Below are 16,371 nucleotides of genomic sequence, written 5' to 3'. Positions count from 1 at the left end.
GAGGTACGCTGAATATGGGTACCGTTGTCCTGCGTGCCAATCATGATGACATCGGCAATTCCGTCATAGGCCAGGTCATGAACCTCCATCACGTTGAGGTTGCCGATCATCGAACTCCAGGTTCCCGAACTGCTGGCCGGCAACGAGCGTCGGTAAATGCCACCGTCATCGCTTTCCAGCAAATTGCCATTGACATCAAATTCCATGTCGCGGCTATCCGCATGCGGAGAGGTGCCGCCAGCGCCCGCATCCATGGCAATCACAAACTGACTACCCGTTGCGGCCGAGAAATCGCCGCGCACGATATTGGCGGTGTACGGGCTGAAGCTGATGCGGTCACCGCTCACGTAGACCAGGTCGGGATCGGTCGGGCTTGCGACAATCGCCGTGTTCGAACTGCCCTGCCCTCCCGGGTGAACCGAGGGGGTGTCCATCGCGGTCCAGTTCGCACCCAGGTCGCTTGATCGATAGACCCCGGCCACTCTTCCACTATTGACCACGACCAGATAGACAACGCCCTGCGCGCCGACCGAAATTCGCATGTTGTCAGTGGTACTCGCGAGGGTAGAAACGCCGGCACTGACGTCTATCCAGTTGGCACCACCGTCATCGCTTCGAAGGATGGACGGACTGTTGTTGTCGACGCTGACGTAGAAGCGCTGCAGGTTGCCAGGGTCCGCAGCCAGATCCAGTACGTTTCCACTGGGCAGGCCAGCGCCACCGGATACCAGGGTCCAGTTCACGCCGGTGTCGACGCTGCGATAGAGCCCGCCATTGGTAGTCGCCGCCATCAGCACGGCACCGCGTGCCGACACTGCCGAGATCCGTCGCCCAAGCAACGCGGTTTCACCCAGTTGTGCCCAGGAATCACCGCCATTGGTGGTGCGGTAGACACCGATCTCATCGTCCCCGCGGCGAGCAAAATTGGACCAGCGCCCTGTGCCTGCAACAAGCGTCTGATGTGTCGCATCACTCAAATCAAATTCAATCGCGCCAATTGACTGCGAGGGAAGCTCCTCTGATTGTGGAATCCAGGTAGGTTGTGCCTCGGTGGCATTGCTTGTTTTCCAGATGCCGCCATTGACCGCGCCGATGTAGACGATATCGGCATCGACAGGAGACGGCGCGATGCTCTGTACTGCGCCAGTCACTTCATTGTCAGGCGGTACGTTGACCTGCCCCGCTACGGTGGGCATTGGACCCAGTGCTTGCCAATTCGGCGTGCTTGATCGCGAGATCGGCCTCGGAGGTGGAAGACGCTGAGTGCGAAATTCCGCCGGATCCTCCGGCTCGCGACCCGAGCGCGTTTTCCCGGGACCCGCTTTCGTTGCGGCTGTGTCTGTCGCCAAATCAGACTCGAACACGGCAGCAGACTCGGTCGAACTGCTGCACGTCGCAGGTTCGGGAGCAAGCTGATCAGCCACTGCGGGAACGGCCAGCAAGCTCAAAAGGCAAAGGGGCAATGCGAACATTCGGGAGGAGCCTGAGCATGTAGCCATCGGCAAGATCCTTCAATTCAGAAAGTACGACCCTAACCTCCAGGAAGACGAATGGGTAGAGAAGCGGTGAAATTGCATTGAAATTCCGAGCAACGCGATCCCGCAACTCCCGCCTCAATTGCAGAGAATTGGCCGATGTGGATCGCTCCCGCGTGTTGTTGTCCTGGAACTTGGACGTGAGGCCATCTGCCCACACGTCCCCCGATTCACCGGGTCAACTATTCAAACCCGCTTTCGAAAATCCGGTCCCTTCGACCGAATACTACGTAGCTGCTCCCTGAAGCAGGACCTGCGATGTCCGTGCCGGAGGCACCGATAATCAGGTCGTCGACGCCATCGTTGTTGACGTCGCCTGCGCCACTTGCCGAGTGCCCAGCGCCATCGTTCTCCGCTATGCCGTCAAAGCGCATGCCAATGAAGCCGTCAAGGTCCGCCAACGAGACAACTGGCGGGAATGCGGTGCCACTTCCGAAGTAGACATAAACGCTTCCCGCGTTTTGACTTCCTGGATTGGCGTGTGCTGCTGAAATCAACAGATCATCGACTCCGTCCCCGTTCACGTCACCTGCTCCGGAGACAATTTCGCCGGCGTAGTCACTCCGAGCAACTCCATCCAGCCGGAATCCGTTGCTGCCATCAAGAGACGACAACAAGAAATCAGACGAAGGAAACACCTTGGAGCCAAACACTACGTATGCACTTCCTGCTGTATCGTCGGAATTGTCGGCTTTCCAGGCGCCCACGATGACATCATCGATGCCATCCGCATTGATGTCCCCGGCGGAGCTGACTGATCTGCCTGATTCGTCGCGGTACGACGCTCCGATGAGTCGCACGCCATTGTCGCCATCGAGCGCTGACAGAAGAAACGAAGCATCAAATCCGGAGCTGCGACCAAATATTAGATAGCTCTTGCCAGTGTCGATGCTGTCGCCGTTGGCCCGCGGTGCACCAATGATCAGATCACCGATTCCATCGCCATTGACGTCGCCCGCAGAACTGACCGACAAGCCGAACTCACCCGACGAGTCTTCACCTTCAATACGAAATCCGTTGCTGCCATTCAGTGCCGACAGTTGCATGGCTGGTCGAAATGCTGACCCGCTTCCGAAGACAACGTAGGCAGCTCCCGAAACATTCGTCGTGGAATTGGCATAAAACGCACCGATAATCAGATCGTCGATGCCATCGCCATTGATGTCACCGGCATTGCTTACGCTGTCGCCGGTCTGGTCGTCGTGCGAAACCCCATCCATCCGAAACCCGTTGATGCCGTCCAGCGTTGCCAGCGAAAACGATGGAGCAAACCCCCCGCTCTTGCCAAAAACCACATAGGCGCTGCCAGAATAGCCGCCATTGTGATTGGTGTAGGGGGCACCCAGAACCAGATCATCGATGCCGTCTCCGTTAATGTCTCCCGCCGCGCTGACAGACCAGCCCGACTGATCGGTTTGTCGGGCCCCATCCATGCGGAACCCGTTGCTGCCGTCAATTTCGGAAAGCAGTAATGTCGATGCATGGGCGCCAGTCTTTCCGAATACCACGTAGGTGCTGCCAGTGTTGTATCCATTGATGCCTGAAAACGGCGCACCGATGAGCAAGTCGTCGATTCCGTCGCCATTGATGTCCCCGGCATTGCTGACAGATTTTCCTGATCCCGTGAATTCCTCAGTCGCGTTCACCACGAAACCGTTGCGGCCATCGAGGCTTGCCAGACTCATGCTCGGATCAAATAGCTGCGCATGTGCACTTGCAGGATCCAGGCTCAGTGCCAATGCGGCGGAAATGGCAAGCGTCATCGGTGCTTGCCTGATTCGGAGTTGGGGAACGATCATTTCTGCAACCTTGCTCTCTTGTTTACCAGGCATCCTGCTGCCACGTTCGTTGCCCGACTTTCCCACGTCGCTGGACATGTTTCGGCAACCAATCTGCCGCGGATGCGGGGCACCAGGCTGCAATTGGCGAGAAGTTACCAGAAAGCGGGGTGCGAAAAGTGGGAGCGAAGGACATCTGCCTCAACAGGCTGCCGGGCTGCAGCGCCGTAAAGTGCAAACTCGATCGGCTTTCCGAGATGGTGCGTCAAACACGCTCTGAGCTTTCAGCGCTTCATGGATGGAATGCGCGCTGGTGATGACTCCGCGGGTGCCGCTATGCTTGCCGCTGGAATCCCGGCACCAGGAGATCGCCGCGCATGCAGGAAACCGAACTCAGCATCGATGTGGCGACTCGCGAAGATCTCGAAACCATCATCGACTGGGCCGCAGCGGAAGGCTGGAATCCCGGATTGAATGATGCCGGCTGCTATCACCTTGCCGATCGTCGTGGCTTCCTGCTTGGTCGACTCGATGGGGAAGTCGTCGCCGCGATATCGGTCGTCCGCTACAGCGATACCTTCGGATTCCTGGGCTTCTACATGGTCAGGCCGGACATGCGCGGACGGGGTCATGGCCTGCGCATCTGGAAGGCTGGCCTGGAATATCTCCAAGGCTGCGTGATCGGACTCGACGGCGTCATCGAGCAACAGCACAATTATCGAAAATCGGGTTTTCATCCAGCCTTCCGCAACATCCGCTGCGAAGCTCCAGCGCGCGCCGACCTGCTGCCGAACACCGCGATCGCCCCACTCGCCGGATTGCCGTTTGTGGCCATCGAAAACTACATGCAGGCGTTCTTCCCGGCATCGCGCCCTGAGTTCCTGCGCGCATGGATCGACCAGCCCGGGGCCACCGCACTTGGTTGCATCAGTGGAGGCAGTCTGACCGGCATCGGGGTCATTCGCCCGTGTCGCAATGGTTACAAGATCGGCCCCCTCGTTGCCGACCACGCCGACGATGCGTCTGCTCTCTGGATGGCCCTCGTTGCCACCGCGCCGCCTGGTGCCCCGGTGTTCCTCGATGTGCCGGAAAGCAATCCGGACGCAGTCGCGATGATCGAGCGCTTCGGAATGCAGCGCGTCTTCGAGACTGCCCGCATGTATCAGGGCGAGGCTCCAGACCTTTCGATCGCGCGCCAGTACGGCATCACCTCTTTCGAAATCGGTTGAGTCTGTGGTTGGCGAATGTGGCTCCAGCAAAGGCGATCACGAGATCCTGCATTCGACGTGCAACGGATTTTCCTCGGCAAATGACGGCATCATCCAGTATGCCCCGCCAAAGCTGGCTGTCTCACACAACGTTGAATGGACAAGCGCGCGATACATTGGTCCTGCGCTACATTTCTCTGTTCGCAATTGGGACTCGTGTTGATCTCGAAAGATCTTCTGCCGCCCCACCGCACATAATCGAGTATCCCCGGCTGCAAGCGGCACCTTCCACTCTAACAACCGCAGGACTCTGAAATGCATACCTTGATAACGACACGGATTTCATTCGCGCTCTGTTTCGGCATCGCCAGTTTGTTGGCGGCACATGCAGCCATAGCCGAAGACGCATGGCTGTCGACACCCGAGAGCGTCGCTGAGTTCAGGCAGCAAGTGGAGTCGATGCGGCCGAACCCCACTAAGTTTGCGCTTGCAAGTGTTGAAGACAGGACAATCACACTCGAAAATCGGGAGATCCGTATCCGCATCTACGATCCGGGTAGCAAGGCACCGAAACCGGTACTCATCTACGTGCATGGCGCGTGCTGGGTCGCGGGAAGCCTTGATAGCCACGACGAAGTAAGTCGCTACCTGGCATCTGAATCGAATGCGATTGTGGTCGCGATTGACTACCGCCTGGCGCCCGAACACAAGTTTCCTGATGCGCACAACGATGTCTACGACACGGTTCAGTGGATCTGGGATCACGCCGGGGAACTTGGCATCGACAAGAGCAGGTTCGCAATCGCCGGTGAGAGCACCGGCGCCTATTTCGCCGCCGCCACCGCTATCCGCGCGATGGACGAACCCAATTCTCCGAAATTCTCGTTCCTGTTGCTGACCTACGCCGCACTGGATGGTGGCGGTTCATCCTGGTCGGAGTGCAAGGACCAGTATTTCCGTGACAAGGATGATGTGCGCAGCCGCTACGGTTCCCCACTATGGGCCGAAGACCTTTCCGGAATGCCGAAAACGTTCAATATTTTCGGCCAGTACGAAACCTCGCGCGCAGAGGAGGAGCTGTTCATGCGCAAGCTCAAGGACAATGGGGTAGCAGTCAACAGCTTCATGAATCCCGCTGTCGGACACGACGTACAGACCTGGCTTACGGTTTCAGGCAACCTCGCCGCCCATGAGGCAGCCATAGAATTCATCCAGCAAGGTTTCGCGTCGGGATCGCAAACAGGACTAAAGGAAAAATAGAGGTATTGGTGAACCAGCCTGTTGCCAATCCACCTGGGTGCCGCGGAAATCGGCTCGCTCGAGACAAACTTGCGCAGAAGCGCACCAGACCCGGCAACTTTATTCATGCACTGCCGGCCCCAGCCAGTTTCGCGTAGTAGACTTGGACGATCTGGCGAATCGCTGTTCGCCGGCACGACTGAACCGACTCCAGCTCATCCACGCGGAGGTTGATCATGTTCAAGCGCCTGCTACTAGCCATTTTCCTGCTGATCCTTATCGGCGTTGCCGGCATTTTCGTGCTCGGCTGGCACTCCGCCTACGATCCAATTGAACCGACGGTCGCATCTGCCCTGGATCCCGACACGGTCGCTCGCGGCGAGATGCTGGCCAGTGCCGGCTATTGCGCCACCTGCCATACAACCAGCGGCGGTTCTCGCAACGCAGGCGGTCGTCCGATGGCAACCGAATTCGGTACGATTTACTCCACCAACATCACCCCCGATGCAGACACCGGCATCGGCACCTGGTCCGAGGCGGCCTTTACCCGAGCCATGCGCGAGGGCATTGCCCGTGACGGCACGGAATTGCTGCCTGCATTTCCGTTCGATCACTTCACGAAACTCACTGACGACGATATCGGTGCAATCTACGCCTACCTGATGAGCCAACCCGCCGTGATCGCTCCGGCCAGGAAGAATGAGCTGCCATTTCCGTTGAACATTCGCTCGCTCCAGGCCGGCTGGAAATTGCTGTATCTCGACAAGGGTGTCTATCAGCCTGATACGGACAAGGGTGCAGAGTGGAATCGTGGCGCCTATCTCGCCGAAGGACTGGGCCATTGCGGGGCCTGCCACACGCCACGCAACGCACTGGGTGCCGAACGCAAGGGCGCGATGCGCTTCGCAGGTGCCTTCATTGATGGATGGCACGCGCCCGCGCTCGATAGCAGCAATACGGCACCGATCTCCTGGGACGTCAACGAACTGACCGTCTATTTGCGCAATGGTGCAACGGCACTGCATGGCGTTGCGGCAGGCCCCATGTCCGAGGTGATCCACGAGGGACTCTCGGCCTTGCCCGATGATGACATTCGCGCAATGGCGGTTTATTTCGCAGACATCAATGGCACGGCCGGAAGAACTGTGGATACGGGTACGCAGCTTGCGGCACTTGTTGAATCTTCAACAGTCGACCCACGTCACTCTGCGGATGCGGGTTCCGAGATCTATCGCTACGCCTGTGCTTCCTGCCACTACAACAGCGCTGTTCCGCCTGCGCTGCTGCGCCCTGATCTGGCTCTGAATACTGCCCTCACCGGCCCCGATCCGACCAACCTGATCCAGGTGATCGTGCACGGCGTCGGCTTGCACGAGGGCATTTCGGGAACGTTGATGCCGTCGTTCGGAACACTGAGCGACGCCGACATCGAAACCCTCGCCGTGTATCTGCGCAGTCAGATGACGGTGCAGCCTGCCTGGACCGATTTGCCAAAGCATATCGCCGCGGTGCGCCAGGGCGAATCCGATTCGTAAAGCCTGCGTCGCCTCGTCTGTATCCGAACAAACCAACCACGGGAGTCACCCGCTCATGACCACCCTGAACTTGAACGGTCGCGACATCGCGATCGAAGTTGCCCCGGAAACACCTCTACTGTGGGTGATCCGCGACGAGCTCGGCCTGACCGGCACCAAGTTTGGCTGCGGCATCGGCATGTGCGGGGCCTGCACGGTCCACCTCAATGGCCGTGCGATCCGCTCGTGCATCACGCCGGTAGGGGCCGTCGATGGCGCATCGATCACCACGATAGAGGGGCTGGATCCGAACGGAAAACACCCGCTGCAGTTGGCATGGATCGAAACCCAGGCCCCGCAATGCGGCTACTGCCAGTCAGGCCAGATCATGCAGGCCGCTACGCTGCTGCAGGATTTCCCACAGCCCACGGACAAGGACATCGATTCGGTCATGAACGGCAATCTCTGCCGCTGCATGGCCTACCGACGCATTCGTTCCGCCATCAAACTGGCTGCAACACGCATGGGCACGGAGGCTGGCAATGAACAGCTTTGATCGGAGTGCAATGAATCCTCCAGCGGTCTCGCTGTCGCGACGCGGATTCCTGATTGGAACCGCAGGTGCCGGACTGATGTTTGCTTTCGCGCGCCATGGGCTGGCCGAAACCGACCCGGACAAGGTCATCGCCGAAGGGGCGTACGAAGCGAACCTCTGGTGTCGTATCGACAGTGAAGGAATCATCACGGTCAACGTCATCCGAGCCGAAATGGGCCAGCACGTGGGCACGGCACTCGCTCGCATCCTCGCTGACGAACTCGAGGCCGACTGGAGCATGGTGCGTGTCGATCACGTCGATTCCAATCCGAAGTGGGGCTTGATGGTAACCGGTGGCAGTTGGTCGGTCTGGCAGAGTTTTGTTCCGCTGAGCCACGCTGGCACCGCCGCGCGTCAGGCATTGATCGAGGAAGGGGCGCGCCTGCTCGGCGTTTCTGCATCAGCATGCACGGCCCGCAACAGCATGGTCAGCGCCGGCTCGAAATCGATCAGTTACGCCGATATCGTCAAGCGCGGAAAGTTGAGCCGCAGTTACAGCGCCGACGAGCTCGAGGCGATGCCGATCAAGCCACCCGACCAGCGACGCCTGATTGGCCACGATACCCAGGCCCTGGATATCCCCGACAAGACCGATGGCAAGGCAATCTACGGGATCGACGCAAAGGTCGACGGCATGGTTCATGCGCGGCCAAAAATACCGCCGACGCGCAACGGGTCAACCGTTGTCTCCATCGATGACTCGGCGGCGAAATCGGTCAAGGGCTACCACAGCAGCGTCGAACTCAAGGACCCCTCGAACACCGTGCCGGGTTGGGTCATGGTGTTCGCGGATTCAGTCCACGCAGCCAATCTTGCTGCGGAAAAGGTAAAGGTCACCTGGAACAACGACGACACCGCGAATATTTCGGAGAAGGACATCCTCGATCACGCTGCCAAACTGATCGCTGATGCAGGAACAGGCTCGATGGTATTCGACGATGAAGGCGTCGATGCCGCGTTCGATGCCGCCGATTCCATCCTCGAGCAGAATTACACCACCGCAAGCGTGCTGCACTTTGCGCTCGAGCCGGTCAATGCGCTTGCACTCGAGAAGGATGGCATCTGGGAAATCCATACAGGCAACCAGTGGCAGTCGCTTGCGCTTCCGGTACTGGCCAAGGCGCTCGGTGTCGATGAAAGCAAGATCGTGATGCGCACGTATCGACTGGGCGGTGGTTTTGGCCGCCGCCTGAATGGTGACTACGCCATACCTGCCGCGCTTGCCTCGAAGGCAATCGGCAAGCCGGTCAAGATGATCTGCACACGCGCCGATGACATCCACTTCGATTCGTTCCGTTCTCCCTCGCTGCAGCGCGTGCGCATGGCATTCGACAAGGACGGGAAGATCACCGCGATGCAGCATGACGCCGCAGCCGGCTGGCCAACCGAGGTCATGGTGCCCTCGTTCATGCCAAAGGGGCTCAACGACCGCCCCTACGATCCGTTCTCGATTTCCGGCGCCGACAGCTGGTACAGCGTGGGTTCCCAGCGTGTCCGCGCAATCTCCAACGACATGGCAAACCGTGCGTTCCGCCCGGGCTGGTTGCGTTCGGTGGGACCGGGCTGGACCAACTGGGCGTCAGAGAGTTTCATCGATGAGGCCGCGCACAAGCTCGGCATGGACCCGGTCGCACTTCGACTGCAACTGCTCGACGGTGCCGGTCGAAATGCCGGCAGCGCGCCGAACGCTGTCGGTGGTGCCTTGCGCCAGGCTGCCGTGGTCAGGCGGCTCGCAGAGAAGTCGAACTGGGGCAAGCTGTCCCTGCCCGCCGACACTGGAGTCGGCTTCGCGACAACCTTCGGCCAGGAGCGTGGCATGCCAACCTGGACCGCCTGCGTGGCCCAGGTCCATGTTGATCGATCAACCGGCACTGTTCGCGTGCAAAAGCTCACGCTCGTTGTCGATGCCGGAACCATTGTCGACCCGGATGGAGCGCTCGCACAGATCGAAGGTGGAGCACTCTGGGGCGCAAGCATGGCGGTGCACGAAGGCGCCGAATTCATCAACGGCCAGATCCGCGAAACGAATCTCGATACCTATACCCCGATGCGCATGGCCGACGTTCCCGAACTCGACATCGAGTTCGTCGCCAGCACGCAGACCGCGGTGGGTCTTGGCGAACCGGCAACCACGGTTGTGGGTCCAGCCATAGGCAATGCAATCTTCGCCGCCGTCGGCGTGCGCCTGCGACACATTCCAATGCGCCCCGCGGATGTGCTGGAAGCACTGAAGGCTGGCACCCCGACCTGACCGGACCTCTTCTCTACTCCGTCGACAAACTGCTAGCCAGCGCAGGCATTCACGCTCAGGCCTTGCGCCACACCATCCAGGCTGACAACACCACGGCCAGCACCAGCGTGCCGATATGGATTGGGGTCAGGTCGGCCCAGGCGATGGCGCCGGCCATGTCCGGACCGATCGTGATCAGGGTGGAACGCATCGGAATGCCGAGGAACGAGGCGACCTTGGCGGCTGCGAGCAGGTATCCGGCGTAAACACAGGCAATCGTTGTGCAGACTGCCGCCAGCAAGGCGCCGGAAAGCGAGCGGCCGAAACCTTGCCGGCGCAGGATCCACGCGATCATCGCCCCTACGAGCAGGGACAGCCCGATCAGGTCCATCCGAGAATACAACTGCAGGACGCACCAGACCGCGCCCGCCGCCAGAGCGCACATCAGGGCGGTTGCGACGCCGACAATCTGGTTCATGGTCCGTTTGCTGCTGCGTTCAACGGACATGGGATACGCCGCCGGATTCGCCGGCCTGGATGTCGGTCATTGGATTCAGCGGTCGCCAGGGGGAGCGAGATCATACCGGCCATGCGCCCACAAGGTAACCGCCAGAGGTCTTGGCGGCCCTGCGGGTCACCTGCCAAGCAGGTTGATCACCGATCGGGGTATCGGCACGCCGGCAACCACATCGGCCGCTGTGATGGCCTCACCGAAGTGCTGGGTGACCGGTACAACGCCCGCCCAGACGGGCAATTCCCGATCGGCCGGGTCATCCTTCGGCTCGCCTGTCCGGATCTTCGCGCTGGCATCTTCGATGTCGAAGCGAAGCAACGAAGTTGCGTTGATCTCGTTGCGATCAGCCGCACGAGATTCCCTTGCCCGCCCCGGAATCAGCGCATCGACGAACCGTTCGAATATCGCCGCCTTGTCGGCAGGATCCTCCACGGCCACAGCCTGGCCAAAGGCGACAACGGACCGGTAGTTCATCGAGTGATGAAAGTGGGAGCGTGCCAGTACGACACCATCGACCAGGGTCACGCAGAGGCAAGTCTCGATGCCGGAACCTACCGATTTGAGCAGACGACTGGCGATCGAGCCGTGCAGATACAGGGAATCCCCTTCTCTCGCATAGAGCATCGGGATAACGAAGGGTTGGCCCTTCGGATCAGCGAACGAGACATGCGCAATCCAGCTGGAATCCAGAATTGCGTGGATGGTTTCGCGATCATAGTGGCCACGCTGGGCGACTCGGCGGACCTTGGTGCGTGCGTTCTGGGGCATGGGAGAATCCCTGGGCTGGCGGCTGGACGATGGCAGCATGCCAGCGGACATTGGTACCATCGAGTGCCACAGATGAGCGATTGAGTAGAGCCAATCATGTACATGGAACTCGATGGGCAGGGACCGCGCTACGCGCAACTGATCAGGGCGCTCAAGTCGGCAATCCTGGACGCCCGGCTCTCGCCGGGATCGCGCGTTCCGGCCAGCCGCAATCTTGCTGCCGAACTCGGCATCTCGCGCAATACGGTTCTGTCGGCCTACGATCAATTGCAGGCTGAAGGCTTTCTTGTCGGGCGGGTCGGCTCTGGCAGCTACGTGGCCGATGTCGGCAACCGATCGCCGATGGTGGAACGCCCGGCAGGTGATGAACCGATCGCGCCGCTATCAGCATTTTCGCGCCGCGCAATGGCGGTCAGCGACGGCGTACTGATACCCGGGCACCAGCACGACGGGCTCCGCTACAACCTGCAGTACGGCCTGCCCCTGACCAACCCTGCTCTGGCCAGCGCCTGGCGGCGCGAGATCAATCGCGCAGTCGAGCGCGCGGATTTCGACTACCCCGATCCACGGGGCCTGCCGGCGCTTCGCGAACAGATTTGTGACTATCTGGCCCGACGCCGCGGGGTCAGCGCATCGCCTGAGAATGTCATCGTGATATCAGGCACGCAGCAAGCGTTTGCCCTGGCCGCACGCGTCCTGCTTGACGAGGGCGACGTGGTGGTACTTGAGGATCCGCATTATCGAGGTGCGCGCCAGGTTTTCGCCGCCCATGGCGCCCGCATCCGTGCCGTGCGCGTGGACAACGACGGGCTGGTGCCCTCGGCCCTGCCCAACCGCGCGCGGCTAGCCGTAGTGACGCCTTCGCACCAGTTTCCGACTGGTGCCCTGCTGCCGCTGGGGCGACGCGTGGAACTGCTGGAGTGGGCGGCGGCACATCGCTGCTGGCTGATCGAGGATGACTATGATGGCGAATTCCGATTTGGTGGGCGCCCGCTGGCAGCACTCAAGTCGCTTGACCACGATGGCCGGGTGATCTACATCGGCAGCTACTCGAAAACCCTGTTCCCTGCCCTGCGGCTTGGCTACATGGTCTTGCCCGAATCCCTGCGTGAAGCCTTCCATGCCGCGAAGTGGCTGGAGGATAGAGGCAACAACACACTGGAGCAGGCCGCACTGGCCAACTTCATGGCCAGCGGCGGCTTCGAGCGCCACCTGCGGCGTGCCTCGCAAAGCCTGCGCGCGCGACGGTCAGCCATGCTTGCCGGTCTGCGACGTCACGCAGGCAACGCACTGGAGGTGGTCGATTCGAATGCCGGCATGCATCTTACGGCCTGGTTGCGTTCGGGCAGCCAGGCGGACTGTGAGCGTCTGGTCGCGCGTGCGCGAGAATGCGGACTCGGCCTCTACACCGTGGCACCCTACTCATTCCGCAATTCGACGCGCCCGGGTCTGCTGCTGGGCTATTCGGCATTGCCGCCTGCCGACATCGAGGCCGCTTTGCGTTTGCTTGGGGCCTGTTTGCGGGAAACCGGGTTGGTGGACTAACCAAGCAAGTGCCGATTGCCGCCTCTCCGGAAAAGCTTGCCTGGAACCGGCATCGTCGAATACCGGATCGGCCTCACCGTTGTTCATACCCGCTTGATCGGGCGACAAATGACCCGATATTCCTGCGTGCGGGGGGCGCAGGCCTCATAATATGCGGCTGCAAACGACAGGAATGACGGAAAGCGTCTCGACATGAGTGCATACAGCTCCAGTTCCGAACCGGTCCGTTTCGAACGCGACTGCCCTGCTGTCATGGTGCCGCAGGGTGAAAGCGTGGTCCTGCCTGCGGGCCAGGCTGGCTACATCACCCAGGCGCTGGGTGGAAGTTTCACCCTGTTTGTTGATGGCAACCTGTTCCGCATTGCCGGTTCAGATGCCGATGCCATCGGCAAGGAGATGCCGCCGCCACTCGAGCTGCCGGCCAATGCTGTCGACGAGGACGTCGAGAAACTCATCTGGTCACAGTTGCGCACCTGCTTCGATCCCGAAATTCCGATCGATATCGTCGAACTCGGACTCGTTTACGACTGCGATATCGAAAAGACCGAAGATGGCCAGCGCAAGGTCAATGTGCGAATGACATTGACCGCGCCGGGCTGCGGCATGGGCGAGATTCTGGTCGAGGATGTACGCAGCAAGCTCGAAATGATCCCGACCATCAGCGAAGCGGATGTCGATCTCGTTTTCGATCCGCCGTGGAACCACAACATGATGTCGGATGCGGCCAAGCTCGAGACGGGGATGTTTTGAAGAGCCGGGAATCGGGAGTGGGGAAAAGGGAATGGGAGAAGCGGTTTTCGGTGTGTACTCCCGCCCACTTTACCGTTCGAGCCAAGCCTGTCGGGGTGACCTCGCCAACTTCCACCCTATTGGGCTGTTCGCACTGAGCCTGTCGAAGTGTGCCGACCAACTTCCAGCGGCGGTTCATTCATTTATTGAACGACTCATGCTTGTCGCAGGGTGAAGCCAATGCGGGTAATGCGGTCGCTCGCACCGGAGCTGCGCAACTTCGGTGAGTCGGAATTCATGCGGCGCGATCCGCGAAACGAACCCGCCGCACAAACCGATGCCTCAAGCTTCAAGACGACGCCACGCACCTGCGTGGCGTCACCCAACTGCGGCTCAATGCGCCGCTGGCGCGTCGTATTCCAGGCCCTTCTTGCCGGCCTGCGCCTTGACCACACCGTAGATCTGGTCGTCCAGTGAGTCAGCTTTTCCGTCACGCGTCTTCAGCTCGCTGGCAAGGTAGTCGTTGCGGCGCTTGCCAATGGCTGCGATCTGCTCATTGAGACCCTTGCGTTGTTCAGCCTTTTCCTTGACCAGGACAGCCTGCTCTTCCTTGCTGAGCGAGCGCATCGGTGCCGGCAGTTCTGCCTCCGGTACATCGGCGAGCTCGATACGACCACTGGCGATGGCATCGACCAGTTCATTGTCGCCGAGCAAATTCTCCTTGCCAGCGGCCGACGCATTGAACATGGCGCGCTTTACCCGAGATCCTGTCGTGCTCCTGGCGTGCAGCTTGTCGGTAGCAGCAACCTTTGCATCCAGCTCCTGGCGCTTGTCGGCGTCTCCGTAGAAGAGGCGAGTTTCGTCCAGTTCGCGTGAAAGCTCGGCAAGCTGGTCATCGAACGGGGTCGAGACCGCGAGTGCACCGCCAGATTGATCTACCTTGAAGAACTCCCCCTGGTTGAGCGCAGCGATACGCTGGAACTCCGTTTGGGTGCCGGCGTTGTTGCCAACCTGGATCGCATTGACCACCACACCACGCGCCGTCGCCGCTGCAATCGTTTCGGGATACTGCACGTCATCCGTGTAGTCGGTATGCGCGGGCGCATCACCAACCAGGAAGATCACCTTGTAGGCATCCTTGTCCTGGCTCCAGGAGACCCGATGCACGGCATCGTGCAGGGCCTCGTTGACACTCTCCGGCGAGTCACCACCACCATCGGCCTGGAAGTCCATCAAGGTGGCAAACATCGAGTCGAGATCACTGGACAGATCAACTACGCGGGTGACATACGCGTCACCACGATCCCGATAGGCGACCAGGCCGATGCGCAGTTCCGGAGTGGGCTGGGCCTGGGCCATGCTGCTCGCGATCGACCAGATGTTTTCCTTCGCCCCCTGGATCAGCCCACCCATGCTGCCAGTGGTATCAAGCACGAATACAACATCAATTCTTGGCTTGTCATTGGCAACGGCCATGGCTGTAGCCGGCGACGCAATGACAGGTGCGACGGGTGCAGCGATCTGCTTCGTTCCAGCCCGGGTCAGCGGGTAGGCGAATACGGCCACGGCGGTGAGTACAAAAATAGCGGGAATCAGCAATCGGGTTTTCATGGCAATCTCCTTCAGTGACGGTTGGCAAGACGATGCAACGCGGCTTCTGCCGAGCGCTGTGCCCGGGCAAAGCGATCTTCGTTGTCGGGGGTGACATTTCGCGGCGCGATGCGCAGCGAATCGGGGATGAATACGACCAGGGCCTGAATCAGGAAGAAGCTCCACAGGGCCAGGAAAATGCTGTGCGTGGACTGGATGACGACCACGCCGGCGGTGGCTGCGAATAGTCCGAGCACGCCATCGGCAATCGCGGTGAAAAAGCTGCCGTGACAGGCCCAGCAGCGCAGCATCCAGATGGCTGCCGCCTGCGCCAGCACCCATGAAGACAACGGTGGGTTGAACGCGAACAAGGCGATATTGAGTGCCAGCCAGGAGCCGATCACCAGCATTCGACCCGCGCGCGTATCCAGCGCGCGCAGTTGCAGCACGGCATAGACGACGCCGAGAGTGGCAATGACCCAGCGCATCGCCGAAGCAGGACTGAGAAACCAGCTCAGCGCACTCCAGGCCAGGCCTCCGGCAACACTCAGGGCCAGTGCGACGCCGACCTCACGCCAGAATCCGGGGCGCCTCATGACGCCTTCCTCTGTTGCTGTTCGCGCAACAGGGCCAGGTCGACATCCGAGTCGGCGATGTTCAGATCGGGTTGACCCCAGACCGTCGTCTCGGCCTGGGAGGAAGCTGATTCGACATCAAAGGCGGCGGCCTTCTGGCGCATCGATTCAAGGCACTGGCGTTGCTCATCCAGAGTACGGCCGCGTTCGGTTCGCTCGCTCTGCAAGCGTCCGAGTCGCTGCCCCAGATGAGCCAGCAGGCGCTCGCCTTCGAGTCGTCGGCGCAACAGCATGCGGACAAGCTTTTCGTTTCCGGCCTCGAAGCAGAGATCCAGCTCGCTAGAGATCCCGGCAATTGAAGTCTCCAGCTCGGTCGCACGTACATGCGCATGGCGGTAGTCGAGGTCCAGCGTCTTGAGCGCCTGCGCATTGCGCTCGACTTCGTTTTCCATTTCCCGAACGGCCTGACGCAAAAGGATGTCAGGCTCTTCCAGACGGTCAAGGACAGCATGCGCATCGGCACGGAACAAGCGGGTCAATCGGGATATCAG

At 60.3% G+C, this 16,371-nt stretch carries 14 protein-coding genes; 7 read left to right on the top strand and 7 right to left on the bottom strand.

The window, feature by feature from the left end; translation table 11 throughout:
• Together WBP53_RS08615 and WBP53_RS08610 are read right to left on the bottom strand one after the other, a co-directional pair.
• Positions 1 to 1,196, bottom strand: a 1,196-nt coding sequence (locus tag WBP53_RS08615) for a WD40/YVTN/BNR-like repeat-containing protein (protein ID WP_423927928.1), incomplete at its 3' end; no start/stop codon positions are given.
• Positions 1,197 to 1,717: 521 nt separating this feature from the next.
• Positions 1,718 to 3,298, bottom strand: coding sequence for an integrin alpha (locus WBP53_RS08610; protein ID WP_423927926.1), 1,581 nt, complete (start codon positions 3,296 to 3,298; stop codon positions 1,718 to 1,720).
• A gap of 392 nt (positions 3,299 to 3,690) precedes the next feature.
• Here WBP53_RS08610 and WBP53_RS08605 point away from each other — a divergent pair, with 392 nt between their 5' ends.
• The 5 genes from WBP53_RS08605 (at position 3,691) to WBP53_RS08585 (ending at position 10,120) form a co-directional block, all read left to right on the top strand.
• Positions 3,691 to 4,542, top strand: a complete 852-nt coding sequence (locus tag WBP53_RS08605; protein ID WP_423927924.1) for a GNAT family N-acetyltransferase — start codon at positions 3,691 to 3,693, stop codon at positions 4,540 to 4,542.
• A gap of 294 nt (positions 4,543 to 4,836) precedes the next feature.
• Positions 4,837 to 5,781 (top strand): alpha/beta hydrolase, encoded by a 945-nt coding sequence (locus WBP53_RS08600; protein ID WP_423927922.1) that lies wholly within the window; start codon positions 4,837 to 4,839, stop codon positions 5,779 to 5,781.
• A 215-nt stretch (positions 5,782 to 5,996) separates the two neighbouring features.
• Positions 5,997 to 7,295 (top strand): c-type cytochrome, encoded by a 1,299-nt coding sequence (locus WBP53_RS08595; RefSeq protein ID WP_423927920.1) that lies wholly within the window; start codon positions 5,997 to 5,999, stop codon positions 7,293 to 7,295.
• 55 nt (positions 7,296 to 7,350) lie between these two features.
• Positions 7,351 to 7,830, top strand: coding sequence for a (2Fe-2S)-binding protein (locus tag WBP53_RS08590; RefSeq protein WP_423927918.1), 480 nt, complete (start codon positions 7,351 to 7,353; stop codon positions 7,828 to 7,830).
• A 10-nt stretch (positions 7,831 to 7,840) separates the two neighbouring features.
• The gene (locus tag WBP53_RS08585) at positions 7,841 to 10,120 is read left to right on the top strand and encodes a molybdopterin cofactor-binding domain-containing protein (protein WP_423927916.1); all 2,280 of its coding nucleotides are present in this window, start codon (positions 7,841 to 7,843) and stop codon (positions 10,118 to 10,120) included.
• A gap of 55 nt (positions 10,121 to 10,175) precedes the next feature.
• Here WBP53_RS08585 and WBP53_RS08580 read toward each other — a convergent pair whose 3' ends face one another.
• Positions 10,176 to 10,577 (bottom strand): hypothetical protein, encoded by a 402-nt coding sequence (locus WBP53_RS08580; protein WP_423927914.1) that lies wholly within the window; start codon positions 10,575 to 10,577, stop codon positions 10,176 to 10,178.
• A 156-nt stretch (positions 10,578 to 10,733) separates the two neighbouring features.
• Complete coding sequence (locus WBP53_RS08575) at positions 10,734 to 11,381, bottom strand: pyridoxamine 5'-phosphate oxidase family protein (RefSeq protein WP_423927912.1); 648 nt, start codon at positions 11,379 to 11,381, stop codon at positions 10,734 to 10,736.
• A gap of 96 nt (positions 11,382 to 11,477) precedes the next feature.
• Here WBP53_RS08575 and WBP53_RS08570 point away from each other — a divergent pair, with 96 nt between their 5' ends.
• Positions 11,478 to 12,926 (top strand): PLP-dependent aminotransferase family protein, encoded by a 1,449-nt coding sequence (locus WBP53_RS08570; protein WP_423927910.1) that lies wholly within the window; start codon positions 11,478 to 11,480, stop codon positions 12,924 to 12,926.
• A gap of 192 nt (positions 12,927 to 13,118) precedes the next feature.
• Positions 13,119 to 13,676, top strand: coding sequence for a putative Fe-S cluster assembly protein SufT (gene sufT, locus WBP53_RS08565; RefSeq protein ID WP_423927908.1), 558 nt, complete (start codon positions 13,119 to 13,121; stop codon positions 13,674 to 13,676).
• Between the two features lie 372 nt (positions 13,677 to 14,048).
• Here the strand turns inward: sufT and WBP53_RS08560 are convergent, their stop codons facing one another.
• The 3 genes from WBP53_RS08560 to WBP53_RS08550 form a co-directional block, all read right to left on the bottom strand.
• Positions 14,049 to 15,266, bottom strand: coding sequence for a vWA domain-containing protein (locus WBP53_RS08560; protein WP_423927906.1), 1,218 nt, complete (start codon positions 15,264 to 15,266; stop codon positions 14,049 to 14,051).
• An 11-nt stretch (positions 15,267 to 15,277) separates the two neighbouring features.
• The gene (locus WBP53_RS08555) at positions 15,278 to 15,841 is read right to left on the bottom strand and encodes a hypothetical protein (protein WP_423927904.1); all 564 of its coding nucleotides are present in this window, start codon (positions 15,839 to 15,841) and stop codon (positions 15,278 to 15,280) included.
• Positions 15,838 to 16,371: PspA/IM30 family protein (locus tag WBP53_RS08550; protein ID WP_423927902.1), on the bottom strand; the 534-nt coding region annotated here is incomplete at its 5' end. The genes WBP53_RS08550 and WBP53_RS08555, both read right to left, overlap by 4 nt.

This window comes from Dokdonella sp. (assembly GCF_049593775.1).
GTDB lineage: Bacteria > Pseudomonadota > Gammaproteobacteria > Xanthomonadales > Rhodanobacteraceae > Dokdonella.
This window is presented reverse-complemented; position numbering and strand designations above follow the sequence as displayed.